We start from the raw sequence: 22,328 nt of genomic DNA, 5'->3' as shown, positions 1-22,328 counted from the left end.
ACACCGCTCCAGGCGTGGCCTTCACAGGGCCGAGGGGCCCCCTTCGAGGAGTTGGACGAAGCCGGCCTCGTCGAGGATGGGACGCCCCAGTTCCTCCGCCTTGGCTGCCTTCGAGCCCGCGTTCTCGCCGATCACCACGAAGTCGGTGTTCTTGCTCACCGACCCCGAGGCCTTGCCGCCCCTGCTGATGATGGCCTCTTTGGCCTCGTCGCGATTGAAGTGCTGCAGGGAGCCGGTGACCACCACGGTCAGGCCTTCGAGTGTGCGCGCGACCGACTCGTCCCGTTCATCGGCCATGCGCACCCCGGCGGCCGCCCAGCGCTCGACCAAAGCGCGGTGCCACTCGACGGAGAACCACTCGGTGATGGCCTCCGCGATCACCTGACCGACCCCGTCGGCCGCAGCCAATTGGTCTGCAGTCGCCTCCCGGATCGCTTCGATGGATCCGAACTGGGTGGCCAGGGAGCGGGCGGCCGTCGGGCCGACGTGCCGGATCGACAGGGCCACCAGCACCCGCCACAGCGGTTGGAGCTTGGCCTTGGCCAGGTTGTCGAGCAGTTTCGCCCCGTTGGCCGACAGCACTCTCGGGGTGCCGTCAGCAGTCTCCCCGCGGCGCGCGGCGCGAGTGAAGAAGTCCACCCTCAGCAGGTCGTCGGCCGTCAGGTCGAAAAGACCGGCCTCACTGGTGAGCACGCCCGCCGACAACAGGGCGTTGGCTGCTTCCCAGCCCAGGGCCTCGATGTCGAGGGCACCGCGGGTAGCCAGGGCGAACAACCGTTCGCGGAGCTGGGAGGGGCAGCTCTCGGAATTGGGGCAGCGGATGTCCTTGTCGCCCTCCTTCTCCGGACGCAACGGACTGCCACAGGCGGGGCAGTGGGTCGGCATCACGAACTCGCGTTCGGTGCCGTCGCGCAGCTCCGCCACGGGTCCGACGATCTCGGGGATGACGTCACCCGCCTTGCGCAGCACGACGGTGTCCCCGATCAGGACACCCTTGCGCTTGACCTCCCACCCGTTGTGCAGGGTGGCCATCGACACCGTCGACCCCGCCACGACCACCGGCTCCATCATGCCGAAGGGGGTCACGCGGCCGGTTCGCCCGACATTGACCTGGATGTCGAGCAGCTTGGTGTTGACCTCCTCGGGGGGGTACTTGTAGGCGATGGCCCACCGTGGTGCTCGCGAGGTCGACCCGAGGGCCCGCTGGGAGGCGATCTGGTCGACCTTGACCACCACTCCGTCGATCTCGTGCTCGCCGTCGTGGCGGTGTTCGCCATGGTGTCGGACGAAGGCCTGCACCTCGGCGGCCGTGCTCACCACGGCGGCCGATGCCGGGGTGGGCAGACCCCAGGCCCGGAGTCGCTCGTAGGCCTCGGACTGGCTGGGCACGTCGAAGCCCTGTCGCGCCCCGATGCCGTGCACCAGCATGCGCAGGGGACGGGTCGCGGTCACCGCGGGATCCTTCTGTCGCAGTGACCCGGCAGCAGCGTTGCGAGGGTTCGCAAAGGGGTTGCGCCCCTGCTCGACCAGCGAGGCGTTGAGGTCGGCGAAGGCCTCGATCGGGAAGAAGATCTCGCCACGCACCTCGATCAGGTCGGGGATGTCGTCGCCGGTGAGCCGCTGCGGGACGCCGGCGATGGTACGCACGTTGAGGGTGACGTCCTCACCGACCCGGCCGTCGCCCCGGGTGGCCGCGCTGACGAGTCGCCCCTGTTCGTAGGTGAGGTTGATCGCCAGACCGTCGATCTTGAGTTCGCACAGGAACGAGATCTGGTCGGCACCCAACTGTCGCTGGGCCCGCGCCATCCACTCGTCGAGTTCCTCGGCCGAGAAGACGTTGTCGAGCGATTCCATGCGCTGGCGGTGCTCGATGGGGGTGAACTCCGTGATCCGGGCCGCACCCACGTGCTGGGTCGGGGAGTCGGGGGTGCGCAGGTCGGGATGACGTTCCTCGAGATCCTGCAGGTCGCGCATCCAGGAGTCGTACTCGGCGTCCGAGACGGTGGGCGAGTCGGTGCCGTAGTAGGCCTCCTGTGCGTCACCGACGCGCTGCGCAAGATCGGTCCACCGGTGGCGGTCTTCGGTGCTGGCGGGGTCGAGGTCTGGTGTCTCGGTGCTCACAGGGTGATCCTGCCAGCCACCCCCGACAGATTTGGCCCGGACAGCGCACTGCCACCCGGATCGACGCCGACGCGACGGGGCGACGTGTCAGGGGTGTGCAGTGGCGAGCAGTTCGGCGGCAGGGCCCTGCAGCCGTCGGGCTCCGGCCCACACGGCGTGGAGCGGACGCCTGATGCGCGTCGCCAACGGCACCGCGACCAGGGTGCCCGCCGAGACGGCGTCGGACACGGCGAGCCGACTCAGCACCGCCGGGGCCGCGCCGGAGGCCACGGAGACCCTCACCGCGGCATTGCTGGCCACCTCGAGGAAGGGAGTCACGGGGGCGCCGACGGCCTCGTCCAGCGCGATGCGGGTACCCGACCCCGATTCACGGGTGATCAGCGGGGTCGCGGACAACTCCTCCAGCGACACCGGACGACGCCGTCGAGCCCAGACGTGGTGCGGGGCGACGACCAGAACCATCTCGTCGTGGGCGACGACCAGACTGTTGACACCCTTGGGGACCGTGGGGTCCTCGATGAAACCGAGGGTCACGCGGCCTGCGCGCAGGTCTGCCACCACGTCGTGGCTGTTGTGGACGTGCACGTCGACAGAGATCTCGGGGTGGTGTTGACGCAGGGCGGCGAGCCAGGTGGGGAGCAGGTGCTCGGCGATCGTCTGGCTCGCCCCCACCCGGATGGTGGCGGACGTCGGCGACCCGTTCGCGGCGGTCACGTCCACGATTGTGCGCACCGCGGAGAGCGCCGCCCGGGCATGGTCAAGCACCATGAGACCACCGGGGGTGAGGCTCGATCCACGCGGACCGCGTTCGAGCAGGGTGCATCCCAGGCGACGCTCGAGCCTCGCCAGGGAGCGGGTGGCGTTGGGTTGATCAGTTCCGCGTGAGCGAGCCGCAGCGCCGACGCTTCCGTGTTCGGCGACCGCCACCAGCAGGTCAAGGGCCATCAGGTCGGGCCACGTCTGTGCCATGTGCACAGGATATGCCTCCATGGTGAGTTCGCCCCTACCGCCCGGCCAGGCCAGCGGTCAGTCTTGGAGCGTGACCACCTCCACACTTCCCCGTGTCCAGAACCCACGCGCCCTGACCACTGCATCCGGCCCGACCCTGGCCGGGGCCGGACCGGCCTGGTTCGGAGCCGTGATGGGCACCGGCATCCTCGCCACCTTGCTGCACACCTTGTTCGGTCAGCACGGCTTGGCCCGGTACACCTCCCACGCCCTGGTGGTGACGGCCTGGCTGCTGCTGGTCGGACTGTCCGCGGGCTTCGTGGCCCGGGCTGCCAGGGGCTCCTCGGTGCTGAGGACGAGCGTGGGCGACCCCACCCAGTTCATGGCGTGGGGCATGGTTTCGATGGGTGTGCTGTCAGTCGGATCGGCCACGGTGACGGTCGCTCCGCGCCTGCGGGTCGACGCGCTGCTGTGGACGGTGGGCACCGTGCTGGGTCTGGCGGCGGCGTTGGGCTTCGTCGTCCACGCCGTGCAGGGGTCGCTGCACGGCCGCTCCGCCACCTTCAGTTGGGGCCTGCCCGTGGTGGCGCCCATGGTGTCGGCCACCACGGGGGCGGCACTGGCCGTCCGCCTTCCGGATGCTCGCAGCCTGATCATGGCCCTGTCGATCGGCTGCTTCGCGCTCGCCCTGGGTCTGGGGTCGGTCGTCTTCGCCCTCGCCTACCGCGAGCACTGGGCACGCACTCCGCTGACGGCGTCGGCGGCCCCGACCAGTTGGATCCCGCTGGGCATCGTCGGTCAGTCGACGGCAGCCGCACAGGCGATCGCGAGGGTGGCGGGTGGCAGCGAGTCGTCGGTGGCCCGACTCGCCCACGCCTATGGGTGGGTGATGCTGGTGCTCGGTGCGCCGCTCGTCGTCTGGGCCATCTGGACGACGGTGCGCGCCTTCGCCCGGGGCCTGGACTTCACGCCCGCATGGTGGTCCCTGACCTTCCCGCTGGGCACCCTCTCGCTGGGGACGCACCTGATGGGTTGGGAGACCATCTCACGCGCCTGCTGCCTCGTGCTGGTGGCGACCTGGTCGTTGGCCGCCACCGGCAACTGGCGGGCGGTGGCTCGTCAGCGGGCTCAGTCGAAGATCGGGCCCACGGTCCGCGAACGCTTGAGTTCGTAGAACCCGTCGTAGGCAGTGACCTTCTCGACCCCGTCGAACAGGTTTCCTGCCTCCTCGCCCTTGGGCGCCGGGGAGATGACGGGTCCGAACAGCGCCTTGCCGTTGATGTGGACGACGGGAGTGCCGACATCGTTGCCCACCGGCTCCATCCCGGCCGCATGGCTCTCACGGAGCAGGGCGTCCCACTCGTCGGTGGTGGCCCGGTCCGCGATCGACTCGTCCGCCCCCACCTCGGCCAGCGCCGCTCGCACCGTGTCGACGGTCTGGGGTTCCTTGCCGAGGTGGTAGCGAGTACCCAGGGCGGTGTAGAACTCCCGCAACTTCTGCTGGCCGTGGAGCTCCCGCACCCCGATCGCGGCGCGCACGCCCACGAAACCCTGCTGCATGGCCGCCTGGTAGTCGGGGTCGAGGTCGCGACCCTCGTTGAGCACCGAAAGACTCATCACGCCGAACGTCAGGTTCACCTCGCGCACCTGCTCCACCTCGAGCAGCCAGCGAGAGGTCATCCAGGCCCAGGGGCACATCGGGTCGAAGTACATCTCCACATTGGTCGTCATGGCGCAAGCCAAGCCCGAGGTCCGCTGTCGGCACAAGCAATTCCGCTGACGGCGAGTGATTTGCGGCGGGTCGCCGACGGCGCCCCCGCGTCGAAAGCACGTAGTCGCTACGCTCGATGGGTACGTTTCACCAATCTGGAGGATCCAGTGTCGAACCCTGCGAACATGACCCGCGAGACCGCACAGAAGCGGTCGTCCGTGGTCTCCACCCACGCCTACCGCGTGCTGGTGGACCTGACCGGACGCGATGTCAGTGACCCCGAGACATTCATCTCGTCGTCCACGGTCACCTTCCACACCACCGGTCAGCAGACCCACATCGACCTGATCGCAGACCGCGTGCTCTCGGTGGAGCTGGACGGGCAGCACCTCGACCCGGCCGCCTTCGCCGACCACCGCTACCCGATCGAGGCCCCCGAGGGCGAGCACGAACTGACGATCGTGGCGGTGTGCCGCTACAGCCACACGGGCGAGGGACTGCACCGGTTCGTCGACCCCGCCGACGACCGCGTCTACCTCTACACCCAGCTCGAGATCGCCGACGCACGTCGGGTCTACGCCTGCTTCGAGCAGCCCGACCTGAAGGCCACCTTCCAGTTCACGATCGCCGCTCCCGCTCACTGGGTCGTGGTCTCCAATGCGGCCGCCGTCACTCCCGAAGCCTTGGACGACGACACCGAGGGCCACCAGTTCGCCCAGTGGATCTTCGACCCCACCCCCCCGATGAGCACCTACATCACCGCCATCGTCGCCGGTGACTTCCATGTCGTCCACGACACCATCGCATCGACCTCGGGTGAGGTCCCCGCGTCCATCCTGTGTCGGCAGTCGGTGAAGGACTCCCTCGACGCGGAGCGCATCTTCACCACGACCAAGCGCGGGTTCGAGGTCTTCGAGGCGGAGTTCGACCACCCGTACGCCTTCGGGACCTATGACCAGGCGTTCGTGCCCGAGTTCAACGCCGGAGCCATGGAGAACGCGGGCTGCGTGACCATCCGCGACGAGTACCTGTTCCGCTCCCGGGTCACCTCCGCCTCGTACGAGGCTCGCGACAACACGATCCTGCACGAACTGGCGCACATGTGGTTCGGCGACCTGGTCACCATGAAGTGGTGGGACGACCTGTGGCTGAACGAGTCGTTCGCCGAATGGGCGTCCCACTACTGCCAGTCGAAGATCGTCGCGAAGTACGGCGGCGTCGACCCCTGGGTCAGCTTCGCCAATGCCCGCAAGGGCTGGGCATACACCCAGGACCAGTTGCCCACCACCCACCCGATCGCCGCCGACATGGTCGACCTCGAGACCGTCGAGCAGAACTTCGACGGCATCACCTACGCCAAGGGCGCCTCGACGCTGAAGCAACTGGTGAGCCTCGTCGGCGAGCAGGACTTCATGGCCGGGGTGCGGGCCTACTTCAAGGAGCACGCGTTCGGCAACACCGAACTCAATGACCTGCTCGGCGCCCTCGAGCAGGCTTCTGGACGCGACCTGAGCTGGTTCGCCGGCGAGTGGCTCGAGAGGGCCGGGGTGAACACCCTCCACGCAGACTTCGACGTCGACGACAGCGGCGCCTTCACCCGCTTCGAGATCGTGCAGACCGCTCCTGCCGAGTGGCCGACCCTGCGCACGCACCGGCTGGCCGTCGGACTCTTCGACTCCCGCGAGGGCCGCCTCACCCGACGCGACGGGGTCGAACTCGACATCTCGGGCGAACGCACCTCGGTGGATGCGCTGGTCGGGGCCGTGCAGCCCGACCTGGTGCTGCTCAACGACCGCGACCTGACCTACGCCAAGGTGCGTCTGGACGAGCGCTCGCTGGCCACTGCCGTCGAGCAGATCGACGTGCTCGATGACGACCTGGCCCGCGCACTGATCTGGGGTGCTGCCTGGGACATGTGCCGCGACGCCGAGATGAAGTCCTCCGACTACGTCGGGCTGGTCGCGAGGGGGGTGGGTCGCGAGAGTGACCTCACTGCCGTCGGATCACTGTTGCGGCAGGCACAGTTGGCAGCCACGGGATACACGGCCACCGCTCGTCGGCCCGACGCCCGTTCCACGCTGGTGGCCTCGATCGCGGGCCTGCTCAAGCAGGCAGAGCCGGGCTCAGACCACCAGCTGGCCTTCGCGAACGCCCTGATCGCCTCGGTGCACACCGAGAAGGGCGCCGAACTGCTGCAGGGCTGGTTGCGCGGCGAGGAGGTGCCGGCTGGTCTGACGGTCGACACCGACATGCGCTGGAAGATCATCACCGCCCTGGCCCGGATGGGCGCCGTCGGCGAGGACGAGATCGCCGCCGAGCAGGAACGGGACCACACCATCCAGGGGGCCGAACTGGCGGCCGGGGCCCGCGCAGCGCGTCCCACAGCCGAGGCCAAGGCTGCCGCGTGGGAGCGGGCCGTCAACGAACCGTCCATTCCCAACGGCACCCACCGCACGCTGGCGGCCAACTTCGCCCAGTACGACCAGGACGAGGTCCTGGCCCCCTACTACGAGAAGTACCTGGAGGTCTGCGAGCAGATCAGCCGGGGCGACAACGGATGGCATGACCGCGGGCACGCCTCCACCCAGACGGCCCTCACCTGGTTGTTCCCGATCGACGGGGACGAGGCGTGGGTGGCTCGGGTGGACGAATGGCTGGCCTCGAGCCAGCCTTCGGACCAGGTGCGCCGCACCGTGGTGGAACGCCGTGACGCGACCGCCAGGGCGCTGCGGGTGCAGGCCCAGGGATGACCGGGCCGGCGCTGATCGAGAAGTGGGGGTTGGTCAGCTGGTGATCTCAGCGTGGCGTGCGCCCACGGGGGCCTCGATGGCCTCGTGGGCGGGATCGCCCAGGCCAACGGCTTCTGCCTCTGCCCGGTTGCGCTTCATCATGCGAGGCGCCCAGGCGATGGCTGCGATCACCAGCCCGAACGTCAACGGACCCAGCACGGTGATCAGCAGCAGGTGGAGATCGGAGACGGGTTGGGGCTCCGGCCAGCCGGGCAGCACGCGCAGGAAGATCATGGCTGCACTGTAATGCACGTGGTAGCTTCACTGGCGCGACGAGACGGAGGGCTGCCATGACGGCACCAGACCTTGACCAGTCCCGGCCGAACGGGTCACTCCACCCCTACGGTGAGGGCGAGCTGTTCGGCAAGGGGAAGCATCTGCTGAGCGTCTCTCAGTTCGATCGGCCCACCCTGGTGGACCTGTTCACCCTGGCCGACACGGTCGCCCCCATCGCCCAGCGACAACTGGGGCGCGGCGACCGGCAGTTGGCGACCGGGCAGACCGTCTGCAGCGTGCTCGACGGTGCCGTCCTCGGCAGCCTGTTCTTCGAACCGTCGACCCGCACGCGACTCTCCTTCGAGTCCGCCTTCCTCAGGCTCGGCGGCGAGGTCACCACCACCACGGGCTTCACGTTCTCGTCGATGGCCAAGGGCGAATCCATCGAGGACACCTCCCGCGTCGTCTCGGGGTACTCCGACGTGCTCGTGGTGCGCCACCCAGACGAGGGTTCCGTGGCCCAGTTCGCGGCAGCCAGCGTCGTCCCGGTCATCAACGCCGGCGATGGAGCCGGTGAACATCCCAGTCAGGCCCTGCTGGACCTCTACACCCTCGAGAAGGAACTGGGCCAGCGGGGCGGCACCGTCGACGGGAGCACGATCGCCGTGGTCGGTGACCTGCGTCACGGCCGCACCGTGCACTCCCTGCTCAAGCTGCTGACCGTCTACCGTGACGTGTCCGTGCGGCTGTTCGCACCCGAGAGCCTGGAACTGCCTGACGAGACGGCCCGCCACCTCACCTCGGCCGGCCACCGCCTGACGGTCTGCGACACCGTGGTCGAGGCACTGCGGGGAGCCGACGCCGTCTACACCACCAGGGTGCAGCGCGAACGGATCACCGGTGAGGTGCCCGCCAGCATCCAGGGCAACCTCATCGACCGGTCGGTGCTGGCCGAGGCCAACGCCCTCGACATCGTGATCATGCATCCGTTGCCGCGTGACTCACGCCACGATGCCTACGACCTCTCCTCCGACGTCGACGACCTGCCCGGGCTGGCGATCTTCCACCAGACCGACAACGGGGTCAACGTGCGGATGGCCATCTTCCTCACGGCCCTCGGCTGCTCGCCCGAGATGGTGAGGGTGACCACCAAGCAGCGCCCCTGGGACGCGACCCTGCACTGGAACCGATGATGGACGAACCCAGCAGCTGGACGTTCACCGGCATCGCCCTGCCCGACGGGCGCCGTCGCGACCTGCACGTGGTCGACGGGCTGATCGCCCCCGAGGCGGGACCGGGTGCGCGGGTGGTCGACGCGGACGGCCTGCTGGCGTTGCCGGGGCTCGTCGACCTGCACACCCACCTGCGCGAACCCGGCCAGACAGAGGCCGAGACCATCGCCACCGGCACCGCCGCTGCGGCCCGGGGTGGGTACACCGCCACCCTCGCCATGGCGAACACGTCCCCGGTCACCGACTCGGGGGCCCGGGTGCGCGCCCTGCGTGAACTCGCGGCCGCCTCCGGGAAGCATGGTCCGAGCACGGAGGTCGTGGCGATCGGGTCCGTCACCCGGGCGCTGGCGGGTGAGGAACTGGCCGACCTCGACTCGATGCTCGCCGTGGGGGTCCGGGTCTTCTCCGATGACGGGTTCTCCGTTCCCACCGCCGGCCTGGTGCGTGCCGCGATGGAGGCGCTGCTGCCCTTCGACGCGGTCCTGGCCGAACACTGCCAGGACCCGACCCTGGCCGGGTCGTCCGCCTGTTGCCACGAGGGTGAGGTCTCCCGGGACCTGGGCCTCCATGGCTGGCCCAGCATCGCCGAGTCGGTCGTCATCGCCCGCGACGTGCAGGTGGCCGGTTACCTCGGAGCGCGGCTCCACCTGTGCCACGTGTCGACCGCTGAGGGCGTCGAGGTGCTGCGCTGGGCCAAGGCCCGGGGCATCCGGGTGACAGCCGAGGTCATGCCGCACCACCTGTTGCTGTCGGTCGATGATCTTCGTCAATCCTTCGAGGGTGGCGCCGGCGACACGACCTACAAGGTCAATCCCCCACTGCGGCCGGCCGACGACGTCGAGGCGGTCCGGCAGGCGCTGGCCGACGGGACGATCGATGCGGTGGCCACCGACCATGCACCACACCGCCCATCCGACAAGGACAAGCCCTTCCCCGAGGCGAAGCCGGGCATGGTCGCGGTGGAGCAGGCGCTGTCGGTGGTGGTCGAGACCATGGTCGACCAGGGACGACTCAGTTGGGCCCAGGTCGCAGATCGGATGAGCCACACCCCGGCTCGGATCGGCGCCCTGCGACAGCAGGGGCGTCCGCTCGTGGTCGGCGAACCGGCCAATCTCGTGGTGGTCGATCCCAGCGCGCGCACGGTGGTCGATCGCGACCGGTCACTCTCGCTGGCGCGCAACAATCCCTACCACGGACGATCGCTCCCCGATCCGGTGGTGGCGACCTTCTGGCGCGGGCGCCAGACGTTCACCCGCGGCTGAACCTGCCAGCGAAGTGGGACCCTTTCTTTGGACTGAGTCCAAAGACGCTACCGTGGACCCATGACCACCGATCTTGCCGCCTCTCTGCTCCTGCAGCGCGGCGGACTCCGGGTCACCCGCCAACGGATAGCAGTCATTGAGTCACTGGCCGACCATCGCCACGTCACCGCCGACGAACTCGTCAAGCTGAGTGCGGGGGTGGGCATCAGCCGGCAGGCGGCCTTCGTGATCGTGGCCGACCTGACGAGGGCGCATCTGTTGCGCCGCCTCGACCTGCCGGGCCAGCCAGCCCGATACGAACTCGACCTCGGTGACAACCACCACCACGCGGTCTGCACCTCGTGCGGACGGGTCACCGACGTTGCCTGCGTGGGCACCGACGTGCCCTGCATCCTCCCACCCCATGACCTCGGCATGTCCATCGAGGTGGCCGAGGTCCTGTACCGAGGCCTGTGCAGCGAGTGCCGCACGAGTCCCCCTGCGAGCCGGCGGGCAACCGCGCCCAGCCGGTCGAGAACTGATCCCGTACCACCAGAAGGAGCATGATGTCCGACGAGACCACCCCGATGAAGTCCGGGTCGACGACCCAGGCCGGTATCCCGGCCGTGAGTGATCGAAACTCGCTGAGCGTCGGAGCCAATGGTCCGATCGTGCTGCACGACCACCACCTGGTCGAGACCCTGCAGCATTTCAACCGCATGAATGTGCCGGAGCGTCGTCCGCACGCCAAGGGCGCCGGCGCCTTCGGCGAGTTCGTCACCACCGAGGACGTCACCGCCCACACCAAGGCGGCCCTGTTCCAGCCGGGGGTGAAGACCCGTGTGCTGCAGCGCTTCTCGACCGTCGCCGGCGAGCTCGGATCGCCCGACACGTGGCGCGATGTGCGGGGCTTCGCGCTGAAGTTCTACACCACCGAGGGCAACTTCGACCTGGTGGGCAACAACACCCCTGTCTTCTTCCTGCGCGACCCCATGAAGTTCCCCCACTTCATCCGCTCGCAGAAGCGCCTGCCCGACTCCGGACTGCGCGATGCCACCATGCAGTGGGACTTCTGGACCCTCAACCCCGAGTCGGCCCACCAGGTCACCTATGTGATGGGTGACCGTGGCCTGCCGAAGTCGTGGCGCACCATGAACGGCTACGGCTCCCACACCTACATGTGGGTCAACGCCGCCGGCGAGAAGTTCTGGGTCAAGTACCACTTCATGAGCCAGCAGGGGGTGCACAACTTCTCCGCGGCCGATGCCGAGGCCCTGGCCGGGGCGGACGCAGAGCACCATCGCCGCGACCTGTTCGACGCCATCCGCAACGGTGACTTCCCCAGCTGGGACCTGTACGTGCAGGTGATGCCCTACGACGAGGCGAAGAGCTACCGGTTCAACCCGTTCGACCTGACCAAGACCTGGTCGAAGAAGGACTACCCGCGCATCAAGGTGGGCACACTCACCCTGAACGAGAACCCGACCAACTTCTTCGCCCAGATCGAGCAGGCGGCGTTCGCGCCCTCGAACATGGTGCCGGGCATGGGCATGAGCCCCGACAAGATGCTGCTGGGGCGAAACTTCGCCTACGCAGACGCCCAGCGGTACCGCATCGGCACCAACTTCCAGCAGGTGCCGGTCAACAAGCCGATCACCGAGGTTCACTCCTACAACTTCGAGGGCAACATGACCGTCGACCACCGTGGTGCGGCCTCGGTCTACGCCCCGAACTCGTTCGGCGACTCGTGGTCAGACCAGACCGGCCCGGTGGACAACTCCTTCGCGGCCGACGGCGAACTCGTCCGCTCGGCCTATGAACTGCACCCCGAGGACGACGACTTCGGTCAGGCGGGCACGCTCTACCGCGAGGTCTTCGATGAGGAGCAGCGCGTCCGCTTCCTCAGCACCCTGATCGGGCAGGGCAAGGCAATCGCCAACGAGACGGTCCTGGAGAACTTCTTCGGCTACTGGGGATCGGTGGATGCCGGTCTGGGTACCGCGCTGCGGGCAGCCGTCGCCGCCTGACCCGGAAACGAAAGCGGACGCAGCCGAGGACTTCCGCCCTGAGGGGCAGGGATCCTCGGCTGCGTCGGTTTCTGTCTCGCTGGGTCTGTAGCGCAGGTGGGTCACCTCTTGACGCGGGCGTTGCCCTTCCAGATCGACCACACCTGGTCCTCGTCGGCCGGGGCGCCGTAGTCGGTGATGGAGGTCGCAGCCAGGGCTCCGGTGGCCCAACCGAACTGCATGGCCTTCTCGGCCGGCCAGCCCTTGAGGATGCCGTAGAGCAGGCCGCCGACGAAACCGTCGCCCCCGCCGACACGGTCGTAGACCCCGATCTCGCGCAGGTCGGCGACCGCGAACCGGCCCCCGTCGCCCTCAGTCCGGGCCCACACGACGGCCCCCCAGAGGTGACGGTTCACCGTCTCCACCTCTCGCAGGGTGGTCGCGACATACGAGGCATGCGGGAAGGCCTGGGTGATCCGGCCGATCATCTCCTTGAAGCCGTCGATCTTGTCGGTGAGCGCCGCACCACCCTCCTCGGGCCCGGCCACGCCCAGCGCGAGCTGGAAGTCCTCCTCGTTGCCGATCAGGATGTCGGCCTCGGAGGCGATCTCGGTGAACGCGGCCCGCAACTCGTCCTCTCGTCCCTTCCAGAAGGAAGCCCGGAAGTTGAGGTCGAACGCGATCGCGGTGCCATGCTGCTTGGCCGCGCGTGCCAGGTCGAGACAGAACTGCGAGGTCTCGGGAGACAAGGCGGCGATCAGGCCCGACAGGTGCAACACCTTGACGCCCTCGTCACCGAAGATGCGATCGAGGTCGAAGTCGGCGGCAGTCAGTGACAGACCCACCTCACCGGCGCGGTCGTTCCAGACGCGGGGGCCACGCAGACCGTAGCCGGAGTCTGCGATGTTGAACTGGTGCCGGTAGCCCCAGGCGTCGCCCTGCGGACGATCCGGGCCCTCGTACGACATGCCACGCGCGCGCAGGTTCGACTTGATGAAGGCCGAGATCGGCGATCCCTCGACGAAGGCGGTGAGCACCTTGGTGGGCTCGCCGAGGTAGGACGAGACCGAGGCCACGTTCGACTCGGCCGAGGTGGCCTGCATGAAGAAGTGGTCGGAGGTCTGCACCTGCTGGGCATGGTCGGGGGTGATGCGGATACCCATCGACGTGGCGACCACCAGGGACCACTGCGCATTGTCTCGAAGCTGCATGATGACTCTTTCCGTATGAGGTGCCTGGTTCTCGTGGGGGTGCAGGGGGTCATCCCCCGCCCCGTTCTCGTGGGGGTGCAGGGGGTCATCCCCCGCCCCGTTCTCGTGGGGGTGCAGGGGGTCATCCCCCGCCCCGTTCTCGTGGGGGTGCAGGGGGTCATCCCCCGCCCCGTGATGCTGGTGCTGATTCAGAGCTTGAAGACTCGGGTGGGTTGGTCGACGACCAACTGGTGGGCGACCTCGTGGGCGTCGTCCTCGGTGAGGCGGTGTTCGACCACGAGTTCGGCCAGGTGGCCACAGTCGAGGCGACGCGACATGTCGTGGCGGGCGGGGATCGAGCAGAAGGCCCTCGTGTCGTCGATGAACCCCGAGGTGCGCGAGAAGCCAGCCGTCTCGGTGGTGGCCTTGCGGAACCTACGGATGGCGTCGGGGGCATCGATGAACCACCACGGCACGCCCACGTACACCGAGGGGTAGAAACCAGCGAGAGGGGCGAACTCCCGACTGAACATGGTCTCGTCCAGGGTGAACAGCACCAGGTTGAGGTTCTTGGACGTCCCGTAGGCGTTGAGCAGCGGCTGCAGCGACCGCGTCGCCTCGACCGCGATCGGGATGTCGCAGCCCACATCGGCGCCATAGGTCTCGAAGGTGGGCCGGTGGTGGTTGCGCGCCACCCCGGGGTGCAGGGTCATGGTGAGCCCGTCCTCGGTGGCCATCCGGGCCTGCTCGGTGAGCATGTTCCGGCGCAGCACGGTGGCCTCGTCCTCGGAGATGCGGCCAGCGCGGGCCAGTCGGAACAACCGCTCCGCCTCGGAGGGTTCCAGCACGATGGTGCCCAGGTCGGGGTGGCTGTGGTCGGTCGAGACCGCACCGTTGGCCTTGAAATATGCGCGCCGGTTCTCCATTGCCGCAACCCAGCCCGAATAGCTGGAGATGTCGACGCCCGAGACCTCGGCGAGACGGTCGGTCAACTCGTTCCAGTCGTCCCGGAACGGCTCCAGGTACTTGTCCGGACGGAAGGTGGGCACCACGCGACGGGTGAACGACGCGTCGTCCGCGAGCTTTCGGTGGTGGACGAGGTCGTCGCACGGGTCATCGGTGGTCGCCATGAACGTGATGTCGAAGGCGCCCATCAGGGCGCGCGGCCTCGAGGAGTCCTGGGCGATCCAGGCGGCGACGGTGTCGTAGATCTGGTCGGCTGTCTGGGCCGAGGGCACCACGTCGACACCGAAGATGCCGACCAGGGCATCTTCCAGCCAGTACTTCACGGGCGTGCCCCGGAAGTCGTTCCAGTGCTCGCACAGCGCACGGAACGCGGTGCGGGCGGCGGTTTCGTCCAGCTCTCCCTGGTTGACGCCCAGGGTCGAGAGCTCGACACCGTTGGCGTGCAGCATCCGGTTGACGTAGTGGTCGGGGGTGATCAGCAGCGAGGCGGGGTCGCGGAAGGGGATGTCGTCCGCGATCCAGGCCGGCGGCACGTGGCCGTGGGGGCTGATGATGGGCAGATCCTTGACCTGCGCGTAGAGCCGACGCGCCACGTCGCGCGTCGACGGCTCCGCGGGGAAGAGCCGATCCGGGTGAAGGGTGAGGGAGACCATGGTCCCAACTCTCGCGAGCGGGAGGGGTGACTGCCAAGGGTTGCCAAGCTTTGCCGGTCCCCGGCCCCCTGCTTGCCCGCCCGCTCGCAACGGCGTTCACTGGACGCATGAGCGACATCCTGGCTACCAGTGAGACCCCGATCGGGCCCGTCACCTGCGAACTGATCGGCGGTCCCCACCAGCACGTCGCAGACGAGGAGCTGGAGGAGTTCGTCGCTCGCAAGTTGGGCGAGGTCGACCTCGACGGCAAGAAGGTGGTGCTGGTGGTGCCCGACGGCACGCGCTCGATGCCACTGCCCGAGGTGGCGACGATCCTGCACCGCCACCTGATCGACCGGGTGGCCTCGCTGACCGCGGTGATCGCGCTCGGCACGCACAGCTACATGGAACCCGATGAGATCGAGCGCATGTTCGGGGTTGAACCCGGTGGGCTGGCGCAGCGCTACCCGGGGCTGACCATCGTGAACCACGAATGGGCCGACCCCACCATGCTGGTCAAGGTCGGACGGATCGAGGGTGATCGCATCGGCGAACTGTCCGAGGGCAGGCTCGACGTGGGTGCCGACATCGTGCTCAACCGCCACGTGGTCGAGGCCGACGTGAACATCGTGGTGGGACCCGTCTTTCCCCACGAGGTGGTGGGCATCTCGGGTGGCAACAAGTACTTCATCCCGGGCGTGGCCAGCCAGGAATTCATCGACATGACCCACTGGGTGGGGGCCCTGATCAGTTCCGCGGCGATCATCGGAACCCGCGGCATCACCCCGGTGAGGGCGATGATCAACGAGGGGGCGCGACTGATCCCGGGAGCGCGGCTGGCGCTGAAGCTGGTGGTCGAGTCCGGCACCGGTCTGATCGAGGCCGCCGCCTTCGGCACCACCGAGGATGCCTGGGGGGCCGCCGCCGACGTGGCCGCACAGACCCACGTCACCTACGTCGAGACCCCCTTCCAGCGGGTGGTCTCGTGCATGATGCCTCGCTACGAAGACATCTGGACGGCCGCCAAGGGCTTCTACAAGCTGGAACCGGCCGTCGCGGACGGGGGCGAGGTGATCATCTACGCCCCCCACGTCACAGAGGTCTCGGAGACCCACCCCGAGATCTACGAGATCGGCTACCACTGCCGCGACTTCTTCGTGAAGCAGTGGGACACCTACAAGGACGTCCACTGGGGAGTGCTCGCCCACTCCACCCACCTGCGCGGCGCCGGCAGCTACGACGCCGAGACCGGGGTCGAGAGCTGTCGGGTGAAGGTGACCTTGGCCACGCGGATCCCCCGCGAGGTGTGCGAGTCCATCAACCTGGGCTATCTCGACCCCGACGAGATGGACCTCGAGGCGATGGCGGCCGAGCCCGGCACCGTGGTGATCGAGAACGCCGGAGAGGTGCTCTACCGGCACCGGCCGAGTTGATCCGCGCCGATCCGGGCAGCTGAGCGGCTTCCTCGTCACGCCACGTGACGGCCAGGCCCCTCACGTGCCCCAATTGGCGTGGATTTCGCCCAGCGGCGGCCGCGCGAACCACGGGATGGATCGGACCGGTATGGCCGACTGACGCTCCGGGTCAGCCCGGCTCCCCGCTCGACTCGCGGACGATCAACTGGATCGGCAGGATCTGGGGCTCGACCGGCGGGGTCGAGGGACGCTGGATCATGGTGATCACCAGGGCCGTGGCACGGCGTGACAGTTCCGACAGCGGTGCCGCGACCGTGGTCAGACTGGGGCTCACCAGGTCGGAGGCGAAGGTGTTGTCGAAGCCCACCACGGACAGGTCACCGGGCACGCTCCAGCCCAGTTCCTTGGCCCGGCGGATCACCCCGATCGCGGTCAGGTCGTTGAAGCAGACCGCCGCGGTGGCGCCGTTGTCGCGCAAGGTGTCGGTGACACTTGCCCCACCCTTGACCGTGGGGGCAACCGGTCCGACCCGCTGGTCGATCAGGTCGAGTTCGTAGCACCCCTCCCGGAAGGCCCGGTAGCGGGAACCATTGGCCCACGAGGCCTCCGGACCGCTGACATAGGCCACCCGACGGTGGCCGAGCGAGGCGAGGTGCTCCAGGGCCCGGCGCATGGCTCGTCCGTTGTCGGCGATGACACTGGGAAGACCAGTGACGACGCGATTCATCACCACCGTGGGCACCTTCCGGGCTGCGGCCCGCAGGCCGGTGTCGGAGATGCGTGACGAGGCGACGAGCAGGCCGTCGACCTTGTCGAGCGAGCGGTCGAACAGGGCCTGCTCCCGGGTCTGGGACTCCTGGGTGTCGGCCAGCAGCAGTTGGTAGCCACGGGCCGTGGCCTCGTTCTCCGCCCCGCGGATGATGGAGAAGAAGAACGGGTTGGTGACATCGGAGACCGCCAGCGCCAACAGCTGGGTGTGCCGCGTGGACGGGGCCCGGAACACGGCCTCGGCTCGGTATCCCATCGCCTGGGCGACGGCGTGGATGTGGGCTGCGGTCTTGTCCGAGACACGACCGGGCCGCGAGAAGGCTCGGGAGACGGTCGACGGGTTCACCCCAGCCGCGGCGGCCACGTCATAGATGGTCGGGCGCTTCTGCATCCCAGCGGCGAACTGGCGTGCCGTGTCCGAAGCCTCGCTGCTCGTGTCACTCACGTGGTCACCCAATCAGACCGCGCCCGCCACGGCAAGAGTTGGCAACCAGTGGTTGGTCACCGCTGTTCCAGCGCTCGGGCCATGCGGTCGATCATCTCCAGGACGATCGGACGGGCCGTCCCGAAGTTGAGCCGCACGTCACCCACTCCGGCGGCACCGCAGGCCGCTCCATCAGTGAGGGCGACCTTGGCGTCCTCGAGGAAGAATCGCTGTGGGTTCTCGAGGCCCAGGTCGGCCGTCTCGAGCCAGGCCAGGTAGGTGCCCTGGGGGGAGACGTGCCCGACCCCGGGAAGCTTCGACGCGATCGCATCGGCCAGGGCGACGCGGGTGCCGTCGAGGTAGGTCAGCACCTCGTCCAGCCACGGCTGCCCCTGGGTGTAGGCGGCCACGGTGGCCACCACGCCCGGGGTGGCGGTGCCGTGGCTGCGCCCGAAGGCGATCGGCTCCCACAGTTCCCGCAGCGACGGGGAGGTCACGATGAACTGAGCGGCCTTCAGCCCGGGCAGGTTCCAGGCCTTGCTGGCAGCCATCGAGGTGACGGTGTGGCCCGCGGTGACCTCGGAAAGGGCGTGATAGGGCACGTGCACCGCCTCGCCGAACACCAGCGGGGCATGGATCTCGTCGTTGTAGACGAGCCCGTGATGGGCATCGACGATCTCGCTCAGGCGGGTGAGCTCCTCGCGGGTGGCGACCTTGCCGATGGGGTTGTGCGGGTTGCACAGGATGAGCAGGTCCCCCTGCTCGTAGACCTTGTCGAGTGAGTCGAAGTCGTACTCCCAGCCCGTCTCGGTGCGCAGCATGGGCACCTCGACCAGCTCTCGCCTGGCCCTGCCGGGCATGGTCAGGAAGGGCATGTAGGCAGGCGTCGGCAGGATCACCTTGGCACCCTCGGCCAGCATCAGGTCCATGGCGATCTCGAGCCCCGACAACACGTCGGGCAGGGGTGTCACGTGCCGCGGTTCCAGCTGCCATCCGTAGCGCCGGACGTAGTGGGCGGTGGCCTCGCACATCTCGTGGGCCAGGGAGTCGGGCAGGTATCCGAAGTTGAACCCGTCCACCATCCGGTGCAGGGCCTCGGCGATGGGGTCGGCCAGTCCGAAGTCGTGCTCGGCCACGAAGGCGCCCAGGGTGCCGGGGAACCTCGTCCACTTGCCCGAGCCGCGGGCCACGAGGTCGTCGGGGGTGAGGGCATCGATCCGGTCAGCGAAACTCATGGGAGCAGCTTCTCACGGGTCAGTCGCGCACCAGTTCGCGGCCCAGCCTGCTGCGCGTGGTGGTCGGCAGTTGCTTGGGTCGTCCCTCGTCATCGGCACAGACGAGCACCGTCCGGGCCCGGACGAGCACCTGGTCCTCCGCCAGGGGGTCGACCACTTCGGCGGCGAAGGTGACCGAGCTGTTGCCCAGCCTCGCCACTCCCGTGTCGACCCGGTAGGGCTCGACCCGATAGGGGATCTGGGCCAGGTACTCCACGTCCTGCCGGGCGACCAACCACAGCGAGTGCTCCTCGGCCGCGTGGGCCGGGTCGAGACTGCTGCCGTGGCGCAGCATCGAGGCGTCCACCCAACTGGACGCCGCGATCCGGGCCTCCTGCACGTAGTCGAACAGGCGCACGTTGTTGACGTGGCCGAAACGGTCGACGTCAGACCATCGGGGACGAAGCGGGTGCGGCACCCCCCTCCCGAGCAGGGCCGGAGCCTGAAGATCACGGAAGGGCTCGACCTCGATGCGGTGCCGCTCGAACCAGCCCCGCTCCCCCGCGGAGAGCCGCCTCACCTGTTGGGAGGCGAGGTCGAAGGGGCACAGCACCGAGCGGGCCCGGGCGCACTCGACCCCGTCGTGGCTCAGCAGGTAGGCAACCTCGAACCGAGCGCCTCCGATGTGGGTGATGCCCAGGTCGACCACCACCGGCCGGGGCGAGTAGGTGATCGGTGCGAGGTACTCGATCTGGTGTGAGATCACCACCACCCCGGTCTCGAGCATCTCGGTCACGCCCGCGGCGTGCAGGAAGTCGACGCGCGCCTCCTGCAGGTACTCCGCCACCATGCCGTTGTTGACGTGCGCCTGCGCGTCCATGTCGCCCCACCGCAGGGGCACCTCGACCCGCATCGTGGTGGTCACAGGTCGGCCGGGTCCTCGTCGTAGAGGCCCGCGATCACATCGGCGTACTGGGACTCGACCACGTTGCGGCGCACCTTCATGTTGGGGGTGACCCCGCCGTCGTCCACCGAGAACTCGCGCTGCAGCACCTCGAACCGTTTGACCGTCTCCCACCGCTCCAGCGTGGAGTTCGCGTGCGCGATCTGGTCGTCGAGCGTGGCCCGCAGATCGGGGGAGGCCAGCAGGTCGGCGTGGGTGGAACCAGCGTGACCGTGCCGCTCGGCCCAGGTCTTCACGGCCGCCTCGTCGAGGGTCAGCAGGGCAACCACGTACTTGCGGTTCTCGCCGAGGGCGACCACCTGCGAGACCAGTGGGCTCGCGGCCGTGACCGCGCCCTCGACCTTCTGTGGCGCCACGTACTTGCCCCCGGAGGTCTTGATCAGGTCCTTCTTGCGGTCGGTGATGGACAGGTAGCCGTCGTCGTCGAGCACGCCCATGTCGCCCGTGTGGTACCAGCCCTCGTCATCGAACGAGGCTGCGGTGGCGTCGGATCGTCCGTGGTAGCCGCGGGCGATGACGGGGCCGCGCAGCAACAACTCACCGTCGTCCGCGATCTGCACCTCCATGCCGGGCGTGACCTTCCCGACGGTGCCGAAGTGGGGCGTGGCGGGGTCGTTGACGAAGGCGATGGCGCTGGTCTCGGTGGCGCCGTAGCCCTCCACCACCGTGATGCCGGCCGAGTAGAACCACGCCTGCACCTTCTCGGAGAGCTTGGCGGAGCCCGACATGAAGAACCGGATCCGGCCACCCATCGTCTTCTTCAGCTTCGAGAACACAAGCCGATCGGCGAGCGCGTACTTCAGCTTCAGTCCGACCGGCAGCCGTCGGCCCGCGAGCCGGTACTGGCGGGAGTCGCGGCCGACGGCGAAGGCCCAGCGCGAGATCTTGTCGACGGTCGAACCGGGGGCGGCCTTGGTCATCACGGCCGAGCGCACCTTCTCGAAGATCCGGGGGGCACCGCACATGAAGGTGGGGCGCACCTCGCCCAAACCGGTCACGATCCGGTCGAGACGACCATCGACGGCCGAGGCGAACCCGCTGGTCAGCTGGACCGCCAGCAGGCACTTCCCGAAGACGTGGCTGAGCGGCAGCCAGAGGTACTGAAGGTCGTCCTCCCGGACGATGCCTGTGGCCTGCATGGCGACGCCCTCGTAGGTCCAGGATCGGTGGGTGAGCTCGACCCCCTTGGGACGACCGGTGGTGCCCGAGGTGTAGATCAGCGTCGACAGTTGGTCGGGGGCGATGGCCGCGACCGTGCGGGTGACCAGGTCGTGGTCGCCGTGCAGGGCCCTGCGCCCAGCCTCCTCGAGGTCGGCGAAGGTGATCACCCTCTCGTCGGAGTCCTCGAGGGAACGGTCGTCGTCCAGGATCACGATGTGGCGCACGACGTGGTCGAGTTCGGTGGCCTTGCGCAGTTTGTCGAGCTGGGCCGAGTTCTCGACCACCACGATGTGCGAGTCGGAGTCGGCCACGATGTGGGTGACGTCGTCGACGTTGGTGTTGGGGTAGATCGTGGTCGTCGCTCCCCCGGCGCACGCAATCCCCAGGTCGGTGAGCACCCACTCGATGCGGGTGGTCATGGCGATCGCCACCCGGTCCTCCGGTTGGAGCCCGAGCCCGATCAGCCCGGCGGCGATCACATGGGCCCGCTGCTGGGTCTGCGTCCACGTCAGCTCGTGCCACTGGTTGGCGCCGACGGGGGCCCGGTCGGGCACCAGGAAGGCCACCTTGTGGGGGGTGGCCCGGGTGCGATCGGCCAGCATGGTGCCCAGGTTCTGCGAGCAGGCGGCCAACAACCGGTCCCGCTCGGCCAGGTCTCCGAAGGCGGAGTTGGCTCGTGCTGAGGAGGGTGTCGGCTCGGCGGGCTCGGGGGTCATGTTCTCTCCTCGCGGCGGGGCGGAGTTCGTCAGTCGGCATCCTAGCGTCAGCCGCGCGCCACAACGGGTTTCAGGCGGGGTGCCTCATCGTGACCGGGTCGCCAGCAGATAGCATGCTCGCCATGAGCGAGGCACTGGATCCCAGCGATCCACGCGCGGGGGGCGACGCGGACGTGGTCTGGCTGACCGATGAACAGCAACAGATCTGGCGGGCGTGGTTGCACGGTGTGGCACGGGTCAACGACGAACTGGACGCCCAACTGCGCACGGTCGGTCTCGACCTCGGCGACTACGAGATCCTGGTGTCGCTGGTCGAGGGCGAGAACCGGGAGCGCCGGATGTCAGACCTGGCGGCCATGGTTCACCAGTCGCGCAGCCGACTCACCCACGCCATCAACCGGATGGAGACCAACGGGTGGGTGATCCGTCGTCAGGCCAGCGATGACCGGCGGGGAGTGATCGCTTCGCTGACCGACGAGGGCTACGCACTGTTGGAACGGGCAGCACCCGGTCACGTGCGTGAGGTACGTCGGGTGCTGGTCGATGCCGTCGATCCCGATGACTTCGTGGCACTGGGACGTTGCATGCAGGCCATCCTCGCGGTGCCAGACTGA

The 22,328-nt window shown here is 68.4% G+C and carries 18 protein-coding genes; 8 read left to right on the top strand and 10 right to left on the bottom strand.

What is annotated here, in order from left to right; all coding sequences use genetic code 11:
• Positions 1–21: 21 nt before the first annotated feature.
• Positions 22–2,121, bottom strand: coding sequence for an NAD-dependent DNA ligase LigA (gene ligA, locus QQZ11_RS09485; RefSeq protein ID WP_284550049.1), 2,100 nt, complete (start codon positions 2,119–2,121; stop codon positions 22–24).
• 87 nt (positions 2,122–2,208) lie between these two features.
• A complete protein-coding gene (locus QQZ11_RS09480) occupies positions 2,209–3,090 on the bottom strand; it encodes a LysR family transcriptional regulator (protein ID WP_284550047.1) in 882 nt (293 codons plus the stop codon).
• A 70-nt stretch (positions 3,091–3,160) separates the two neighbouring features.
• On the opposite strand from QQZ11_RS09480, the gene QQZ11_RS09475 reads away from it, so the two are divergent.
• A complete protein-coding gene (locus tag QQZ11_RS09475; RefSeq protein ID WP_284550046.1) occupies positions 3,161–4,243 on the top strand; it encodes an SLAC1 family transporter in 1,083 nt (360 codons plus the stop codon).
• On the opposite strand, the gene QQZ11_RS09470 is transcribed toward QQZ11_RS09475, so the two are convergent.
• A complete protein-coding gene (locus tag QQZ11_RS09470) occupies positions 4,198–4,800 on the bottom strand; it encodes a mycothiol-dependent nitroreductase Rv2466c family protein (protein ID WP_284550044.1) in 603 nt (200 codons plus the stop codon). The two genes, QQZ11_RS09475 and QQZ11_RS09470, sit on opposite strands and share 46 nt — an antisense overlap.
• 165 nt (positions 4,801–4,965) lie before the next feature.
• Between QQZ11_RS09470 and pepN the strand changes: the two genes are divergently transcribed.
• Positions 4,966–7,530, top strand: a complete 2,565-nt coding sequence (gene pepN, locus QQZ11_RS09465; RefSeq protein WP_284550043.1) for an aminopeptidase N — start codon at positions 4,966–4,968, stop codon at positions 7,528–7,530.
• Positions 7,531–7,563: 33 nt separating this feature from the next.
• On the opposite strand, the gene QQZ11_RS09460 is transcribed toward pepN, so the two are convergent.
• Positions 7,564–7,803 carry a hypothetical protein gene (locus QQZ11_RS09460; RefSeq protein WP_022910888.1) on the bottom strand — a complete coding sequence of 80 codons (240 nt, stop codon included), beginning with the start codon at positions 7,801–7,803 and terminating at the stop codon, positions 7,564–7,566.
• 56 nt (positions 7,804–7,859) lie between these two features.
• Between QQZ11_RS09460 and pyrB the strand changes: the two genes are divergently transcribed.
• From pyrB to QQZ11_RS09440, 4 genes are read left to right on the top strand one after another with little or no spacing between them, the layout of a single operon-like run.
• Positions 7,860–8,978 carry an aspartate carbamoyltransferase gene (gene pyrB, locus QQZ11_RS09455; protein WP_284550042.1) on the top strand — a complete coding sequence of 373 codons (1,119 nt, stop codon included), beginning with the start codon at positions 7,860–7,862 and terminating at the stop codon, positions 8,976–8,978.
• A complete protein-coding gene (locus QQZ11_RS09450) occupies positions 8,978–10,279 on the top strand; it encodes a dihydroorotase (protein WP_284550041.1) in 1,302 nt (433 codons plus the stop codon). The genes pyrB and QQZ11_RS09450 overlap by 1 nt, the downstream gene beginning before the upstream one ends.
• Before the next feature lie 60 nt (positions 10,280–10,339).
• Entirely contained in the window at positions 10,340–10,825 is a 486-nt protein-coding gene (locus QQZ11_RS09445) for a Fur family transcriptional regulator (protein WP_284550039.1), read from the top strand.
• On the top strand, positions 10,825–12,285 hold the full coding sequence (locus QQZ11_RS09440) for a catalase (RefSeq protein ID WP_022910884.1): 1,461 nt from the start codon (positions 10,825–10,827) through the stop codon (positions 12,283–12,285). The genes QQZ11_RS09445 and QQZ11_RS09440 overlap by 1 nt, the downstream gene beginning before the upstream one ends.
• A gap of 101 nt (positions 12,286–12,386) precedes the next feature.
• Here QQZ11_RS09440 and QQZ11_RS09435 read toward each other — a convergent pair whose 3' ends face one another.
• Both QQZ11_RS09435 and uxaC read right to left on the bottom strand, forming a co-directional pair.
• Positions 12,387–13,475, bottom strand: coding sequence for a PfkB family carbohydrate kinase (locus QQZ11_RS09435; RefSeq protein ID WP_022910883.1), 1,089 nt, complete (start codon positions 13,473–13,475; stop codon positions 12,387–12,389).
• 188 nt (positions 13,476–13,663) lie between these two features.
• Positions 13,664–15,073, bottom strand: coding sequence for a glucuronate isomerase (gene uxaC / locus QQZ11_RS09430; RefSeq protein ID WP_284550037.1), 1,410 nt, complete (start codon positions 15,071–15,073; stop codon positions 13,664–13,666).
• Positions 15,074–15,180: 107 nt separating this feature from the next.
• On the opposite strand from uxaC, the gene QQZ11_RS09425 reads away from it, so the two are divergent.
• Entirely contained in the window at positions 15,181–16,485 is a 1,305-nt protein-coding gene (locus QQZ11_RS09425; RefSeq protein ID WP_284550035.1) for a lactate racemase domain-containing protein, read from the top strand.
• A 151-nt stretch (positions 16,486–16,636) separates the two neighbouring features.
• Here the strand turns inward: QQZ11_RS09425 and QQZ11_RS09420 are convergent, their stop codons facing one another.
• Genes QQZ11_RS09420 through QQZ11_RS09405 form a run of 4 tightly spaced genes read right to left on the bottom strand, consistent with a single transcriptional unit; the run spans position 16,637 to position 21,714 of the window.
• A complete protein-coding gene (locus QQZ11_RS09420; RefSeq protein ID WP_022910880.1) occupies positions 16,637–17,680 on the bottom strand; it encodes a LacI family DNA-binding transcriptional regulator in 1,044 nt (347 codons plus the stop codon).
• A 56-nt stretch (positions 17,681–17,736) separates the two neighbouring features.
• Entirely contained in the window at positions 17,737–18,894 is a 1,158-nt protein-coding gene (locus QQZ11_RS09415) for a MalY/PatB family protein (RefSeq protein WP_022910879.1), read from the bottom strand.
• 19 nt (positions 18,895–18,913) lie between these two features.
• A complete protein-coding gene (locus QQZ11_RS09410; RefSeq protein ID WP_284550034.1) occupies positions 18,914–19,798 on the bottom strand; it encodes an acyl-CoA thioesterase in 885 nt (294 codons plus the stop codon).
• Entirely contained in the window at positions 19,795–21,714 is a 1,920-nt protein-coding gene (locus QQZ11_RS09405; protein WP_284550033.1) for an AMP-dependent synthetase/ligase, read from the bottom strand. Before QQZ11_RS09405 ends, QQZ11_RS09410 begins: the two co-directional genes overlap by 4 nt.
• Positions 21,715–21,836: 122 nt before the next feature.
• Here QQZ11_RS09405 and QQZ11_RS09400 point away from each other — a divergent pair, with 122 nt between their 5' ends.
• Positions 21,837–22,328 (top strand): MarR family winged helix-turn-helix transcriptional regulator, encoded by a 492-nt coding sequence (locus tag QQZ11_RS09400; protein ID WP_051139811.1) that lies wholly within the window; start codon positions 21,837–21,839, stop codon positions 22,326–22,328.

Origin of the sequence: Aestuariimicrobium sp. T2.26MG-19.2B (assembly GCF_950101875.1) — a bacterium.
GTDB lineage: Bacteria > Actinomycetota > Actinomycetes > Propionibacteriales > Propionibacteriaceae > Aestuariimicrobium > Aestuariimicrobium kwangyangense.
The sequence above is the reverse complement of the archived record's forward strand: the minus strand, read 5'-3'. Positions and strand labels throughout refer to the sequence as shown.